The sequence below is a fragment of the Sporolactobacillus shoreae genome, from assembly GCF_004684935.1.
Lineage (GTDB): Bacteria > Bacillota > Bacilli > Bacillales > Sporolactobacillaceae > Sporolactobacillus > Sporolactobacillus shoreae.
The window spans coordinates 29,530-46,130 of the sequence record NZ_SRJD01000009.1 but is presented as its reverse complement, the minus strand read 5'-3'; the positions used below and the strand labels follow the sequence as shown (position 1 = coordinate 46,130).

At 43.8% G+C, this 16,601-nt stretch carries 12 protein-coding genes; 9 read left to right on the top strand and 3 right to left on the bottom strand.

Going from position 1 to position 16,601, the window contains the following annotated elements:
• Positions 1 to 24: 24 nt before the first annotated feature.
• The 3 genes from E4665_RS09195 to E4665_RS09185 form a co-directional block, all read right to left on the bottom strand.
• The gene (locus tag E4665_RS09195) at positions 25 to 825 is read right to left on the bottom strand and encodes an ABC transporter permease (RefSeq protein ID WP_135348501.1); all 801 of its coding nucleotides are present in this window, start codon (positions 823 to 825) and stop codon (positions 25 to 27) included.
• Entirely contained in the window at positions 812 to 1,477 is a 666-nt protein-coding gene (locus E4665_RS09190) for an ABC transporter ATP-binding protein (protein ID WP_241654778.1), read from the bottom strand. Before E4665_RS09190 ends, E4665_RS09195 begins: the two co-directional genes overlap by 14 nt.
• Before the next feature lie 95 nt (positions 1,478 to 1,572).
• The gene (locus E4665_RS09185) at positions 1,573 to 1,776 is read right to left on the bottom strand and encodes a hypothetical protein (protein ID WP_135348500.1); all 204 of its coding nucleotides are present in this window, start codon (positions 1,774 to 1,776) and stop codon (positions 1,573 to 1,575) included.
• Between the two features lie 214 nt (positions 1,777 to 1,990).
• Here E4665_RS09185 and E4665_RS09180 point away from each other — a divergent pair, with 214 nt between their 5' ends.
• From E4665_RS09180 to E4665_RS09140, 9 genes are all read left to right on the top strand, one after another.
• Positions 1,991 to 2,758, top strand: coding sequence for a 2-keto-4-pentenoate hydratase (locus E4665_RS09180; protein ID WP_135348499.1), 768 nt, complete (start codon positions 1,991 to 1,993; stop codon positions 2,756 to 2,758).
• A 94-nt stretch (positions 2,759 to 2,852) separates the two neighbouring features.
• Positions 2,853 to 3,767, top strand: coding sequence for a 5'-3' exonuclease (locus E4665_RS09175; RefSeq protein WP_135348498.1), 915 nt, complete (start codon positions 2,853 to 2,855; stop codon positions 3,765 to 3,767).
• Positions 3,768 to 4,325: 558 nt separating this feature from the next.
• A complete protein-coding gene (locus E4665_RS09170) occupies positions 4,326 to 5,741 on the top strand; it encodes a branched-chain amino acid transporter BcaP (RefSeq protein ID WP_135348497.1) in 1,416 nt (471 codons plus the stop codon).
• 190 nt (positions 5,742 to 5,931) lie between these two features.
• Positions 5,932 to 7,875 carry a 1,4-alpha-glucan branching protein GlgB gene (gene glgB, locus E4665_RS09165; protein WP_135348496.1) on the top strand — a complete coding sequence of 648 codons (1,944 nt, stop codon included), beginning with the start codon at positions 5,932 to 5,934 and terminating at the stop codon, positions 7,873 to 7,875.
• Positions 7,876 to 7,909: 34 nt separating this feature from the next.
• Positions 7,910 to 9,337 (top strand): glycogen synthase GlgA, encoded by a 1,428-nt coding sequence (gene glgA / locus E4665_RS09160; RefSeq protein ID WP_135348495.1) that lies wholly within the window; start codon positions 7,910 to 7,912, stop codon positions 9,335 to 9,337.
• Positions 9,338 to 9,702: 365 nt separating this feature from the next.
• Entirely contained in the window at positions 9,703 to 10,848 is a 1,146-nt protein-coding gene (locus E4665_RS09155) for a glucose-1-phosphate adenylyltransferase (RefSeq protein ID WP_135348583.1), read from the top strand.
• Entirely contained in the window at positions 10,835 to 12,070 is a 1,236-nt protein-coding gene (glgD, locus tag E4665_RS09150) for a glucose-1-phosphate adenylyltransferase subunit GlgD (protein ID WP_135348494.1), read from the top strand. Before E4665_RS09155 ends, glgD begins: the two co-directional genes overlap by 14 nt.
• Positions 12,071 to 12,235: 165 nt before the next feature.
• Positions 12,236 to 14,626 (top strand): glycogen/starch/alpha-glucan phosphorylase, encoded by a 2,391-nt coding sequence (locus E4665_RS09145; protein ID WP_135348493.1) that lies wholly within the window; start codon positions 12,236 to 12,238, stop codon positions 14,624 to 14,626.
• Positions 14,627 to 14,710: 84 nt separating this feature from the next.
• Positions 14,711 to 16,594, top strand: coding sequence for a glycoside hydrolase family 13 protein (locus tag E4665_RS09140; protein WP_135348492.1), 1,884 nt, complete (start codon positions 14,711 to 14,713; stop codon positions 16,592 to 16,594).
• The last annotated feature ends 7 nt before the right edge of the window (positions 16,595 to 16,601 follow it).

Below are 16,601 nucleotides of genomic sequence, written 5' to 3'. Positions count from 1 at the left end.
CGCCAAATTTTCTTTACAGGAACTTCATGCTTTATTCTTGTCGGTCGATATTTGCTTGAGCTGGTATCTATCGTTGAAAAAGGCTTTATAGCCAATTTGAACGAACAGGAGGACGGTGAGTGACGCCCCTCCGACAATGCCGAGCATGACAGCGATTTGATAGCGAATGGCCATCAGCGGCGATGCGCCTCCGATGATCTGTCCGGTCATCATACCTGGAAGGAACACAATCCCCATGCCGACCATAGAATTGATGGTCGGTAGCATTGCACTGTCAAACGCCTGATTGATGATTGGACGTGATGCTTCTCCGGGCGCCGCACCCAGCATTAAAGCAGTCTCCACAAGGCTTCTTTTTGATTGCATGCCTTCCAGAAGCGTATTGACACCAAGTGATACACCTGTCATAGTATTTCCGATAATCATTCCGGCGATGGGAATAACATATCTGGGGTTGTACCATGGAGACACACTGAGTGTCACAAGAACAAAATAAACTAGTGTTGCCGTGACTCCGACCGCCATAGAAAGCGCAATTTTTTTCTTAAGTGCTGGGCTGAGAGGGAGCTTCGCACGCTGATAGATGTTATAAATAGCGAAGCTCAGCATGAAAATAAGTATCAGAATTGTGAATAGTGGGTGCGCATTCGCAAAAACATAGGCAAGGATATACCCGACAATAATAAGCTGGATGGTCATCCGAATGGATGAAATCAGAATTTCCTTTTCGCGGTGAATACCTTTTACTTTCACAATAAATAGCAAGATCAGAATAAAGACGTAAGCTGAGGCAAGCTGCCAGAGTGTCAGATCATTGCTGTGCATCTTTTTCAGCCTCCTCGGCAAATTGTCCGCGCTCTATTTTTATCGTGTTTTCAGAAAAATTTCGAACAAGATCCGAAGAATGCGTCACCATGATAATCGTTTTCTTCTGGCTATCTCCGTAGTCTTTTAGTTTGCCTAATATGGCCCTTGCTGTTTCTTCATCCAAAGCCGAGGAAGGCTCATCGAGAAGAAGAACAGCGGGATCAGTAAGCAGTACTCTGGCAAGAGCAACCCGCTGTTTTTCACCGCCTGAAAGTGATTCACTGTCGGCATCGAGAGAAATATGCAGGTTCAGCCACTTCAGCATTTCAGCCAGTTTATCCTCAGGGGCAGCAGGCTTCTCCGCAAAATGTAGGCCAATGAGAAGATTGTCTCTGACCGTCCCTTGAAACATGACCGGTGACTGCGACAGCATAGCGATTTTTCGCCTTAACTGAACCGGATTCCATTTAAAAACTGATCGCCCCATAACTTCGATATCTCCTGAATCAGGACTGATTAGATGGTTCAGCATTTTCAGAAGTGTTGTCTTTCCGCTTCCGCTTTCGCCGATAATGCAAGTCAGTCCGCCTTCAGGGATGTCTAATTCTTTAATTCGTAATACATCTTTGTACTTCAGATTCTGAATGTGAAACATGATCTTCTCTGACATTTAAATCACCCAATTTGTTTGATTGCCTACAAAAAATCTTACTATTATCTTAACAACTTTTAGTCCCCGTTCATCGATCATCCCGCTTTCCAGTATTAAATAGTTTCAGCTGGTGGTAATTGCAACTCGATGATACTTGAAGATTTTCCTGAATCTGTACGATCCTGATGCCTTATTTTCTGGATAATATTTTTTTGTCCTGAATGATCCAGATTGACCAGCGCCTTGTTGGCGAAGTAAAGAGAAATTGCAGCGATAATCAGGAAAATGATGAATAAAACAATATTTCTTTTGTACAATCTCAGACACCCCATGAAATAAATTTGTCGCTAATCTGAAAAACATTTCAGAACTTTGAGCAGGTAAATCTAGCATATCGCTTTTAAGAAAAATTGAAAACCTCAAAAAATGAAAATGGAGACGGCCGTCGATGGGTTGACACTCTCGAAGCCGAAACTATAATAGAAGTCACAGAAAAAAAGAAAAAGTACAAAAACAGAGGAGAATGAAGTTATGTCAGAGACTGAAGAACTATCCGAAAAGCTTTACAACGCTTATTTACAGAATAGTCCGCTAAATTGGCAGGATTACGAAGAAGAGGTATCGACAAAGAAAGTGGCTTATGATGTTCAGCACGCGTTTAATGACAAGAAGGGCGACGCAGTCAAGGGTTATAAAATAAGCTTGACCAGCAAGGAGACACAGGATCTTTTTGATTCCGATTCACCTCTTTATGGTGAAATTGTCGCTCCTTCTGTTTTGAAGAATGAGGCGGAAGTAAAGCTTGAAGATCTGAATGAGCCCTTAATTGAACTTGAACTTGAATTTATTGCAGCGGAGGACCTCTCTCCGGAGGATGATGAAGAGACCTTGCTGAAAAAAACGACGATCGCTCCGGGAATTGAAATTCCGGATTCACGATTTAAAGACTGGTTTCCCAAATTGCCACTGAACCTTGTGATCTCCGACAGTGCTGTCTGCGGACGTGTGGTCGTAGGACCGACAGCGCCTAAGCTTACCCTTGAGAAACTGGCTGCTGTAAAAACTTCAGTGACTTTTAACGGCAAAAAATTAATGGAGGGGTTGTCTTCGGAGGTTCTCGGCAATCCACTCCATGCCCTGAAATGGCTCGTAAAAAAACTCGGGGAAGAAGGCACCACGGTAAAAAAGGGGACGACAGTATCAACAGGAACATTTTGTCTCCCCAAAAGACTGCAGAAGGGTGATTATGTGGCAACTTTTGATCAGGGCGTCGGAAGTGTGACTGTTCACGTCAGATAACAGCCACCACTGCCCGGCTCCTCAGATTCCTCACCTCCGAAAAGAACATGTTATAATTAATGAATAAATGCGGAGTAAGAAATGAGGAGATCGTTTGACTGACAGACCAAAACTGCTTCTTGTGGACGGAATGGCGCTGTTGTTCAGGGCATTTTACGCCACAGCACCCACCGGCCAGTTCATGATCAATAATCAAGGGCTACCGACTAATGGGGTCCAGGGCTTTCTCAGACATCTGCTGCTCGCCATTCAAAGCAGAAACCCGACGCATATCGCTGTCTGCTGGGACATGGGGAAAAAGACCTTTAGACATCAGATGTTTGACGGTTATAAGGCTAACCGCGCCGCCCCTCCGGTTGAAATGATACCGCAGTTCGATCTTGCGAAAGAAATGACAACGGCTTTTAAAATACGAAACGTCGGCATGGCCGGGTTTGAGGCAGATGATTGCATCGGGACTGTTGCCAAAAACATGCAGGACGACGCAGATGTTTCAATAATCACTGGTGACCGCGATCTTTTGCAGCTGCTCGACTATCACATCGGAGTCAGTCTGCTTCAGAAGGGGTATGGCAACTACCGTAGTTTCACGGTGGAATCTTTTTCGGAAAAATTTGGTGTAACACCCGGGCAATTTATTGATGTCAAAGCATTGATGGGAGACTCAAGTGACGGTTATCCCGGGGTTCATGGAATTGGCGAGAAAACAGCGTTCAAACTGGTCAAAGAGTTTGGCTCAATTGACTCCATTCTGGAGCATCTGGATCTGTTGCCAAACGGACAAAAAAAGAAAATTGCTTCAGATCTCGAGATGCTTCGTCTGTCGCAAAAGCTGGCAAAAATAAAATGTGATGCCCCAGTGCCATTCTCACTGAGCGATTCGTTCTATGGAGGAATTCCGGAACAATTTATGAAACGGATTGACGCGTACGGCATGAAACTTGTCAAATCCGATCTGATTCAGATGCGTTGGAATAAGCCTGTTAATGCGATCAATGAGATTTTTTAGACTCGCAAATTGACTATTAATCTGCCATAATTTCGTGTTGGCTCACCTTATGTGAGTCATTTTTTTGTGAAAATTTGACTGAGATCTGCTGCTAAATAGGGTAATTTCTGAACCACCTTGCACTTAAAGTACAGGGGTTCTTATTGCGACTTAAAGTCGCTATTCCGGCTAAAGCCGGTCTGAAAAGATGAAAAGCTAAAATCCAAAGGCCACTAAAGTGCCATCGAGTCCTTAACGGATCTACTGGCTGAAAGCCAGTGGGTTTAAATCAGGAGTTCGTTGACTAAACTATTTTGGAATGATTTGTTAATGGAGACTGGAGAATGAACGAATGAGCAGAATCTGTCGAAATAGACGAGGCTGTAAAGACACCTTTACAAAATATGTCTCTTTTTGTAGAATGTAACCTACAACTTGATAGGAATGAAGGCAGACAGATAGAATGGCTAGACAAATATCAGAAAATTCGTCACTGTTTATAAAAATAGAAAATAGTGGTGAGCGTCCCTCCTATCAGGTTGAAAGACAAAGATATACGCACAGAAGGAGAGTTTTACAATGAAGTTGTTTCGAAAGAAATCCATGGATTTTATGATGAGGCAGACTGGGGGAACAAACGGCCTGCAAAAAGCATTAGGTGCCTTTGATTTAACGATGCTGGGTGTTGGCGCCGTAATCGGAACGGGCATTTTTGTCATGACGGGAATTGTTGCTGCGAAGGGTGCTGGGCCGGCGATTATATTTTCCTTTATATTTTCAGGAATCGCCTGCGCTTTTGCCGCTCTTTGCTACGCTGAATTTGCGGCGATGATCCCTGCTTCTGGAAGTGCCTATACGTACAGTTATGCCACTTTTGGAGAATTATTAGCTTGGATTCTTGGCTGGGATCTTATTCTGGAATACGGACTGGCCTGTTCCGTTGTGGCAAGTGGCTGGTCAGCATATTTTCAGGAACTGATCAGGGGATTTGGAATCAGTCTTCCAAAGGTGATCAGTAGTGCGTACAGTCCGGCAAACGGCACTTACGTTGACGTCATGGCGGTCCTCATTGTTTTGATTCTTTCGGCAGTACTCTTGACGGGTGTTAAGCAATCCAGCCGTATTAATGACGTCATGGTCATTGTCAAAATTGGTGTTGTTCTTTTATTTATTGTTGTCGGTGCATTCTATGTCAGGCCTTCAAATTGGTCGCCCTTTATGCCCTATGGACTAAAAGGTGTGATGCAGGGGGCGGCTACCGCTTTTTTGGCTTACATTGGCTTCGACGCTGTCTCCTCTGCTTCTGAGGAAGTCAGAAAACCTCAAAGAGATATGCCGATCGGCATTCTTACTTCATTAGGCATTTGCATGGTTTTATATATAGCTGTATCAGCAGTGTTAACCGGCATGATTCCTTATACAAAATTAAATGTCGGCGACCCAGTCGCTTTCGCGCTGCGTTTTGTTCATCAGAACTGGGTTGCGGGATTTGTTTCGCTTGGCGCAATACTTGGCATCACCACCGTTCTTTTCGTCATGATGTATGGACAGACACGGTTGTTTTTCGCAATCAGCCGTGACGGGTTGCTGCCAAAGGGGATTTCCAAGCTGACGAAAAAAAGTAAAACGCCAACATATTGTATTTTACTGACTTGGTTGATGGCTACAGTGTTTTCAGCAGTCATTCCTCTTAACGAACTGGCGGAATTAACAAATATCGGTACGCTTTTTGCTTTCATCGTTGTCGCAATTGGAGTTGCTGTACTAAGAATCACACAGCCGGATCTGAAACGGACGTTCAAAGTGCCCTTTTTACCCGTTGTTTCGGTACTGGCTGTTCTTTCCTGCGGGTACCTAATGATTAACCTGACCGGAATAACCTGGGTCAGATTTATTATCTGGTTCGTACTCGGACTCGTTCTTTATTTCAGTTATGGGTTTCACCACAGCGTATTGGGAAAAAACGAGATAAAATTGGCCAAATCTGAAGGATGAGGCTTTGGAAAATTAGTCGATAAGGTGTAAGTCATTTATGGATTCTCACGCTTCAGGTGAGGATCTTTTTTTATTTATGTGCAAAAGAATAATTTTTATTTTTGGCAAAATTGGGGTAAATTTCATGAAGGAACTTGCTGTTTTTCGGCGAAATACTTTAGTAATTAATAATTAACAAGGGCGTGAAATCATGATGACCGTTGAAAGCATGCCACAGAAGTATCCAACCGAATCCGATCTCTATTTGTTTCATGAAGGGACACTGCATGAAGGCTACAAAGTATTCGGTGCTCATTACGAAGTTGGCGGAGAAAACGATGGTTTTAGATTTACCGTATGGGCACCGCATGCACTGAATGTTTCAGTAGTAGGTGACTTCAATCAGTGGGATGCTTCAAAAAATCCGCTGGCTGCGGTTAAAAATTCTGGGGTGTGGACCGGTTTTGTGTCTGCTCTTGGAGAAAAAGAACGCTACAAGTACGCCATACAGACGCTCTCCGGATCGATTGTACTGAAAGCCGACCCCTATGCCTTCTTTGCTGAGGTTCGTCCCCACACCGCTTCAATGACGAGCCGGTTGAACAGGTATCAGTGGTCGGATCATCAGTGGATGAAACAAAAAGAAAAAACGGATACCTATCACCGGCCGATGTCTATCTATGAATGCCATCTCGGATCATGGAAGAAGAAAAAGGATGGTGAGTTGTTTACCTACAGGGAACTCGCAGATGAACTGGTTAATTATGTTGCGAAAAACAACTTTACTCATATTGAACTGATGCCGATTATGGAACATCCTTACGACCGTTCCTGGGGTTATCAGATAACGGGCTATTTTGCGCCGACCAGCAGATTCGGAAACCCTGAAGATTTTATGTATTTTGTCGATACATGCCATTCGCAGGGAATCGGTGTTATTCTCGATTGGACACCGGCCCATTTTTGCCGCGACACTCATGGACTTGGAAAATTTGATGGGACGCCCCTTTATGAACCGATCGATCCTAAGCTTGCCGACAGACCGCAGTGGGGGACCTATAATTTTGATTTTACAAAAAATGAAGTTGTCAGTTTCCTGATTTCCAATGCCCGTTTTTGGCTGGATATTTATCATGTGGACGGCTTTAGGATTGACGCCGTTTCTTCAATGATTTATCTGAATCACAATGGTGACCTTCCTTTTGAAGTGAAAAATAAATTTGGCGGAGATGAAAATCTCGAAGCTATTGAGTTTCTGAAAAAGATGAATGCTTCGGTATTTATCAAATTTCCTTCCGCATTGATGATTGCCGAGGAAGCCACGGATTATCCACTGGTTACAGCTCCTGTGGATCAGGGTGGCCTTGGATTTAATTATAAATGGAATATGGGTTGGGTCCACGACATTCTTAAGTATATGCAATTTGATCCGATTGAACGGAAATACCATCACAATTTGATCACTTTTTCAATGCTGTACGCTTATTCGGAAAATTTTATTCTTTCTTTTTCGCATGATGAACTTGTTTACGGGAAACGGTCGCTGCTAAATAAAATGCCGGGGGATGAATGGCAAAGGTTTGCCAATTTCCGTGTTCTGTATGGTTATTTTATGACACATCCCGGAAAAAAGCTGTTGTTTATGGGCAGCGAATTTGCTCAGTTTGACGAGTGGAAGGATCTGGAGCAGCTTGACTGGAACCTTTTTGATTTCAAAACACACCGGGCATTCTATACTTATTCAACACGGCTCAACAAATTATATAAGGAAATGTCCTGCCTCTGGCGGCTTGATCCTGAACAGGAGGGTTTTGAGTGGATTGATCCGAATAATTCTGAGCAGAGCATCATCAGTTTTATCCGAAAAGGAAAACGAAAGGGCGATTATTGTATCGTTATTTGCAACTTCACGCCACACGTCTATCACAATTTCAAAATTGGTGTGCCTTCTGAAGGGAACTATCTGGAAATGTTCAATAGTGATGAAAAAGAATTCGGTGGATCAGGACAGCTGAACACAGAACCGATTGTTGCATCTGCCAATCCATATCATAATCAGCTGTTCAGCATGGCAGTGACGGTTCCGCCTCTGGGATTCTCAATTTATATGAAACAGACAAAAAAACGCAGCCGGGTTTTAGCAGAAAAAGATTGAGTACGCAGGCTGGCAGCTGAAGGGAGAAAGAGAGATGCAAGTCCTGTTTGCAGCATCTGAGTGTGTACCATTCATAAAAACAGGAGGTCTTGGAGATGTTGTCGGCGCACTTCCTAAGGCACTTGTGAGGGAAAATGTCCGGGTGAGCGTCATTTTGCCTGAATACGAAGATATGTCCGATGAATTAAAGGGAAGGATGTCTTTTCTCACGCACTTTGACGTAATGGTGGGTTGGAGGAGACAATACTGCGGGATTAAGTATATTGACGCGGAGGGCATCCGCTATTATTTTCTGGATAATGAATACTACTTTAAACGTCATGGATGTTACGGTTATTATGATGACGGAGAAAGGTTCGCCTTTTTTTCGCGGGCAGTACTTGATGCACTGCCCTATCTGGCACAAAAACCAGATGTGATTCATTGTCACGACTGGCAGACGGGGCCGATCTGTGCTTTACTGAAAAGCTGGCACTATAAGGATAATCCTTTTTATCAGAATATCCGGACTGTATATACCATACACAACCTGAAATACCAGGGCATTTACTCGAGAAATGTTCTGAAAGAACTTCTTGATCTCGATGACAGTTTCTATAACATAAATGGGCTTGAATTTTTCGGATGCGTCAGTTATATGAAAGCCGGACTGGCTTATGCGGACTGTCTGACCACGGTGAGCAGGACATATGCGCGGGAAATTCAGACTCCTTATTTCGGAGAAAAGCTAGATGGATTCTTAAGATGGCGCGGCAATAAGCTTCAGGGAATTGTCAACGGAATTGACCGGGATCGTTATGATCCGGAGACCGACAGCTTCTTATCTAACCCTTACACGCATTCAGTCGGAAAGACAGTCAATAAAAAGAAACTGCAGGAACAGCTCAGCCTTCCTGTGGATAACAGCAGACCAATGATTGCGATGATTACAAGACTTACCGAGCAAAAAGGGATTGATCTTGTTCTGCGTGTTTTTCATGAAATGATGAGCCTGGATGTTCAGTTTGTCCTCCTTGGGACAGGAGAGCAGAATTATGAATCCGCGTTCCATTCACTGGCTCACCAATATCCTGGAGCGGTTTCCGCAAACATTTACTTTGATGACGGACTGGCTAGAAAAATCTACGCCGCTTCCGATCTGTTTCTGATGCCGTCAAAGTTTGAACCATGCGGAATTGGTCAACTGCTTGCGATGCGCTATGGGAGTCTGCCTGTTGTCAGAGAAACAGGAGGCCTTAAAGATACAGTCGTCCCTTATGACGAACTGACTGACGAAGGCTACGGATTCAGTTTTACCAACTACAATGCACATGATATGCTGTACACCATCAACCGTGCTGTGGGATTTTACAGGCACAAGCCTGACACGTGGTACGACCTTGTTGAGCGTGCTTTGCAGATGAACTTTGGGTGGGAGACTTCCGCGAGGGAGTATAAAGCACTCTATGAACAGTTGAGGTGATCAAAAAAAGCCGAATTCAAATTCCAATATTTTATATGTAAAAATTCAGAAAAATTTTATAAATATTCCCCTGAAACCGCTAAAAATATACTATAATAATAGTGAAAACAAAATGTATTTTTGGTTTTTTGTTTTCGTTTAGCGAAAGGGTTTGGGGCGACTCGTCAAATTTCAAGAAGATTGAAAATACATGTGTAAGCGTTTTCTAAAATGAATAAATGTTTTCTTTTATACTAAATAAATTAATCTCAAATGTTTCATACATTTATTAATCAAATGTCACTGTCATATGATGTATTGTGGTTCTTTAACGCGCAGAGGAGGTGAATGGAAAGAGGCCGTCACTCAACCTTTTTCCAGAAACGATGAATGATGAAGTTATAGCGATGATTTTGGCGGGCGGACAGGGATCAAGGCTTGGTAAACTGACGAGGACTATTGCCAAACCTGCAGTACCGTTTGGTGGGAAATACCGTATTATTGATTTTTCACTGAGTAACTGTTCAAACTCTGGAATCAAGACAGTTGGTGTTGTTACCCAATACCAACCTTTAGAGCTGAACAGCCATATAGGAAACGGCTCGCATTGGGGACTGGACAACAAGGAGGGCGGAGTTACGATTCTTCAGCCACATTCGAGCCTTGACGGTGAAAAATGGTTTGAGGGAACGGCGCATGCGATTTACCAGAATATCAGCTATATAGACAGTCATCATCCCACCTATCTGCTAATACTGTCAGGCGATCACATTTACAAAATGGATTACGAGCACATGCTGGATTTCCATAAACGGAAAAAAGCAACAGCGACTGTGGCTGTAATTCGGGTACCTTTCGAGGAAGCATCACGGTTTGGAATCATGAATACGGATAACACGGACAGAATCATTGACTTTGAAGAGAAACCGTCAGAGCCGAAAAGCAACCTCGCTTCCATGGGCATCTACATTTTCAATTGGGAAGTACTGCGCCGATACCTGACTGAGAGTCACGCCACAGGGCAGAACATGGATGACTTCGGCAAAAATGTGATCCCCTCTTTTCTTGCAAATGGAGAGAATGTGTTTGCCTATGCGTTTGACGGGTACTGGAAGGATGTAGGAACAATCCGAAGCCTTTGGGAAGCAAATATGGCATTCATCGATCCGAACCACGAGCTGAACATTCGTGACAGATCCTGGCGAATCTATTCAAAGAATCCGGTTGCGCCGCCCCATTACCTGACCGGGGCCGCAAAAGTGAGAGAATCGCTGGTCGTTGATGGGTGTTATGTAGCTGGTGAAGTGGAACATTCCATTATCTCGCAGAATGTAAAAATCGGAGCGAATAGCAAGGTCAAAGATTCAATTATTATGTCAAACACGGTCATTGGCAAAAATGTGACCATTGAACATGCGATTGTCGGAGAACATGCGGTATTCGCTGATAACGCACAGGTTATCGGTGATCAAGAGATCGAAGTAGTGGGTTATAACGAAGTAGTGGGGGGGCTAACTGATGAGGAAGAATAAAATCTGCGGTATTCTGAATCTGACGGAGCACCGTCAGGCTTTATATCCACTGACCCTTTCGCGTCCTATTGCCAGCCTTCCTTTCTGCAGCCGATACCGTCTGATTGATTTTCCTATGTCCGATCTGACCACCGCGGGCGTGGAAACGATTGGCGTGTTCCTAAATGACAGTCTCCGTTCAATTTACGATCATGTCCGTAGCGGCAAGGAATGGGGAATGGATAGTATTCACGGCGGACTGTTCTTTTTCTCTTCAATTACCAGTGATCCTGGAAACGGGCAGAGAAGACTGATGGACGGAGACATCTATAATTACTTCAAGAACATGGAGTTTATCGAAAAATCAGGTGCTGAATATGCGGTGGTGATGGGGACAAAAATGCTCTGCAACATTGATGTTCAGGCTGTGCTGCGCAACCATATCGAGCAGGGTGCCGATATTACGGTTGTTTACAAAACAATGGATCAGCTGACTGAAAGTGATCAAGAAATGTCCTGTATGACCATTGGTGAAGACGGACTGGTTCAGGGGCTGAGATCGTGTACGCTGCGCCACTCGGAAGATAAAGCCCTGATTAACATGGAAATATATTTATTAAAGAGCACGTTGCTGATGAAAATGATCCGCAATGTCGTCGCAGAAAATGAGCATTGCAATCTAAACGATGTGCTGCACCAGGCCATCGTCAATTTGCCGACGAATGGTTTCGAATATACGGGATACTTAAAAAATATCAATTCGGTCAAAAATTACTATGATGCCAATATGGATATGCTGCAGGAGGCGAATATGACAGCTCTGTTGAAAGGCAGTCAGCCGATCCATACGAAGGTAAAAAATGAAGCGCCAACCTATTATTCTGACACATCCGATGTCAGGGATTCGTTGGTTGCCAATGGCTGCGTGATCAAAGGAGAGGTCAACCATTCCGTTATATTCAGGAATGTGACAGTGGAAAAAAATGCGACTGTGGACAGCTCCCTTGTGATGCAGGGCAGCTATGTTGGCAGCGGGGCCGAACTGCATTATGTCATTCTTGATAAACAGGTCAGGATTGAAGCCAATACAAAGCTGATCGGAACGAAAGATAAACCGATTGTTATTGAGAAAAATTCAGTGATCAGCCGAATCCTCGAGGAAAATACGGGACTGCCCATAGTGGAGGATACTTCTGATCGAATTGACGAGAAAACAGATTATCACCCTACGTTGTTTCCATAAGGCAGCCAATCGGCCATCAATCCATTCAATGGTTTAATCCTGTGAATTTTGGCAAACCTGAATTTTGTTCACAGATGTGTTCCTGCATGACGAATGAATCAAGGCAGCAATCTGCCCGGCTGGCTAGGCTGTGCCGGGCATTTTATTATAAAGGACGGTGCGGGCATGGAACTGTCAAAGCGGAAATTCAAGGATGATTTCAAACGGATGCTGACAGAGCTTTATTCTATGGATGTTGCGCAATCAGCGGTAACAGAACAATACGCGGCACTGGGCAATCTTGTGAGATCCTATTGCTCGAAAAAATGGAATAAAACAAATCAGCACTACTTGGATAAAAAGAAAAAGCAGGCCTACTATTTCTCAATGGAATTTTTACTCGGAAGAATGCTAAAAAGCAATCTTCTGAATCTGGATATTCTGGATACGGTTCGTACGGGACTAAAAGAGTTAGGTATTGATCTCTCGGTATTGGAGCAGGTTGAGCCAGACCCTGGCCTCGGCAATGGCGGGCTTGGTCGGTTAGCCGCTTGTTTTATTGATTCGATTGCCACATGCGAGATTCCCGGGCATGGGAACGGAATCCGGTTCAAGTACGGATTATTTAAACAAAAGTTTGTCAATGGTTATCAGGTTGAGCTACCTGAAAATTGGCTTCAAAACGGCAATGTATGGGAAACAAGAAGATTAAACATGGCTGTGACGGTTAGCTTTTATGGCCATGTTTGGATGGAAAAGACAAAGAGCGGTTATCTGATCCCCCATTACGAACATGATCAGCGGGTACTGGCGGTTCCCTATGACACCCCTATTATCGGATTCAAAAACGAAACGGTAAATACATTGAGGCTCTGGTCTGCCGAAATGCCTCCTCAAGACGAAAGCAGTGATTACTGGTCTTACATTCAGCAGCGGGATCGGATTGAAACGATTTCCGAGGTGCTGTATCCCGATGATTCAAATTATGATGGAAGGCTGCTGCGGTTGAAACAAGAATACTTTTTTGTTTCCGCAGGCGTGCAAAGTATTGTGCGCCATTATCGGAAAATGAATCTGGATATGACTCACCTGGCGGAAAAAGTGGCGATGCATATCAATGATACACATCCGGCGCTCTGCGTTCCGGAACTGATGCGCCTTCTTCTTGATGACGAAAAGATGGACTGGGAACATGCCTGGAATGTGACAGTTAATGTGATGAGTTATACAAATCACACGATCATGTCTGAAGCTCTTGAGAAATGGCCAATTGAAATGATCAGCACACTTTTGCCTCGAATCTATCAAATCATTCAAGAGATTGACAGACGCTATGTGCTAAAAATGAGTACATTGTTTGAAAAAGAGATTGTTGAGCGGACGCGGATCATTGAGGGCGGACATGTCAAAATGGCGCATCTGGCTATCATTGGCAGTCATAGCATTAATGGAGTTGCCAAGTTGCATACAGCGATCCTGAAAGAAAAGGTGCTTCATGACTTTTTCATTATCTTTCCGTCGCGATTCAATAATAAAACGAATGGAATTACTCAGAGGAGATGGCTGATGCTCGCCAATGAACCACTGAGCAACATGATCTGCGACAAAATCGGGAATGACTGGGAGGCTACGCCGACCGAACTTAAAATGCTGAAAGCTTTCCGCAACGATGAAACGACGCTACTCAAATTGGGTGCGATCAAACGTGAAAATAAAGCACGTTTTGCTGACTACGTTTTCAAAACAATGGGCATTGAAATTAATCCGGACGCAATATTCGACGTACAGATCAAAAGGCTTCACGCATATAAAAGGCAGCTGCTGAATCTGCTGAATATTATCAGGCTTTATCTGAATTTAAAGGATGATCCCACAGCGGATATTTATCCGAGAGTTTTTATATTCGGAGCAAAGGCGGCACCCAGTTATACGTATGCGAAAGAAATAATAAAACTGATCAATTCCGTCGCGACTCTTATCAACAATGATCAAGAAATCCAGGGCAAAATTAAAATCGTTTTTGTGGAGAACTATGGTGTATCTCTTGCTGAAAGGATTATTCCGGCTGCGGATGTCAGTGAGCAGATTTCATTGGCTTCCAAAGAGGCATCAGGGACAAGCAACATGAAACTAATGCTGAATGGTGCGGTAACGCTTGCCACTCTCGACGGAGCCAATGTGGAAATCCGCGAGCGCGTGGGATCTGAAAACATTATTATTTTTGGATTGACGGAAAAAGAAGTGTATCAATACTACCACGACGGATCATACCATGCCGTGAGCTATTATGAGAATAATCCCATACTGAAGCGCGTGCTTGATACGCTGACAGATGGGACAATCCAAGGAGCTGAAGCAGAAGGTTGGGATATTTTTGACTCTCTGGTGAAATATGGCGATGAATATTTTGTTTTGAGAGACTTTGAGGCCTATGTTGAGGCTCAGAAAAAAATTGATCATCTGTACCGCGATCAGATTAAATGGCAAAGAATGGCCCTGATTAATATTGCAGGCGCTGGTGTTTTTTCATCGGATTATACGGTACGTCAATATGCGAACGATATATGGGATGTCTGAAAAAATTTTCTGTCAGGTGCCTCGATTTGTTGCGGTCTCTTAATAATTCATGTTCATTTTTTTACCGGGAAGAAGGTTTAGAATATGGAAGCGTCACCGGTTTATTTTAATTCGTGGTCTCAGAAATTCAGACGTCCCTTCGGTGCCGTCCAGTGCGGACAGAGCGTTTATTTCTCAATTGAAGTTAACTATAAAAATACTTTGCACGTCATGCTTGTCGCACACAAAGACGGTGAGCCATCAAGAGAACAGGAAATGTTCAGAAGCAGCGACAATCCACATATCTATAAGAATAAATTTTCAACCTCTGAACCTGCAGGGCTGTACTTTTATCATTTCAGAATTGAATTTAAGGATGATCGTGGCGTTACTCATACAGTTTATTATGGCAGAGCTGAGGATGACTACGGAGGCAGGGGGTTCTTGTACAATGATCCGTCAAAAATCCGACAGTATCAGCTAACGGGTTACGGATTTCGTGATCCGGCTCCAGACTGGTACTGCCACGGAGTCATCTATCATATATTCGTGGACCGTTTTAATAACGGGAACCGTAATCACATCATTGAACAGCCGAAAAAGAACTCTTTTATCTATGCGACGGAAGAAGATGATCCCTATTATATTAGGGATCATGAAGGAAATATTGTCCGCTGGGATTTTTATGGAGGCAACCTGAAAGGCGTCATTAACAAACTCCACTATCTTCATGACCTTGGTATAACGGTTCTTTATCTGAGTCCGATTTTCGAAGCAAGCAGTAACCATAAGTATAATACTGCCGACTTCAGAACAATTGATCCGATGTTCGGTGACGAAAAAACCTTCCGAAAGTTAATTTCCCGAGCGGATAAGTTAGGAATCCATATCCTTCTCGATGGTGTTTTCAACCATGTCGGCGCTGACAGCATTTATTTTAACCGATTTAAGCACTATGGGGAGGGAGGAGCATTCAATGATAAATTCTCTCCGTATTATGACTGGTTCTCGTTCCGACATTTTCCGGACAGCTATGACTGCTGGTGGAATATCAGTGATCTTCCCGCAGTCAACAAAACAAATGAACGCTATCGAAAATTTATCTATCAGTCTGAAGAAAGTATTGTCGACACTTGGACAGAAACAGGGATCGGCGGCTGGCGGCTGGACGTTGCCGATGAACTGCCCGACGATTTTATTGCGGGTATCCGTTCTGCGGTTGAGCGGCATGGTTCCGCCGGTGACAAAAAAGTTTTAATTGGTGAAGTATGGGAAGACGCTTCAAATAAAATGGCTTACGGAAAAAGACGTCATTATTTGGAAGGCGGCATGCTTCATGGCGTGATGAATTATCCCTTCAGGACGATGATTCTGGATTTACTGCATGGAAAAATTGACGCGAGACTGGCTGTCCGTCTGAGCCTGACCATGAAATCAAATTACCCGCCGGACGCTTTTCTTGCCAATATGAATAATATTGGCACTCATGATACGGAAAGAATACTGACAATGCTCTCCGGTGATTTGCGGAAACTCAGAATCGCCGTTTGGCTTCTGATGACGCTCCCAGGTGTCCCCTGCGTGTATTATGGCGATGAAGCAGGTGTCGCCGGGGGAAAAGATCCGGATAACCGACGCTTTTTCCCATGGGGACGAGAAAATAGAGAAACAGAATCTTTTTTTCGTGAAGCGATTCAGGCACGGAGAGCAGATGCAAATTTGCAGGCGGGTGATTATCTTCCATTTTCTTCAGGAAATCTGTTCGGATTTATCCGGTACGGTTCGACGGCCGGTCCGACAGTACTCGTCATTAATGTTACTTCCGAGGAAGAGACACTTGTTGCGGGTCATCTCAATGATGAAACCGATTCGGATGATCTTTCTGATGTCGTCTTCAGCGTTTTCAACCGTACCGTCAGTATTAAACCGTTTGATTTTATCCTGGCGAAGGCAGTGCCAGACAAAAGGTTCGGGCTCTTCAATCCTTGATGGACGG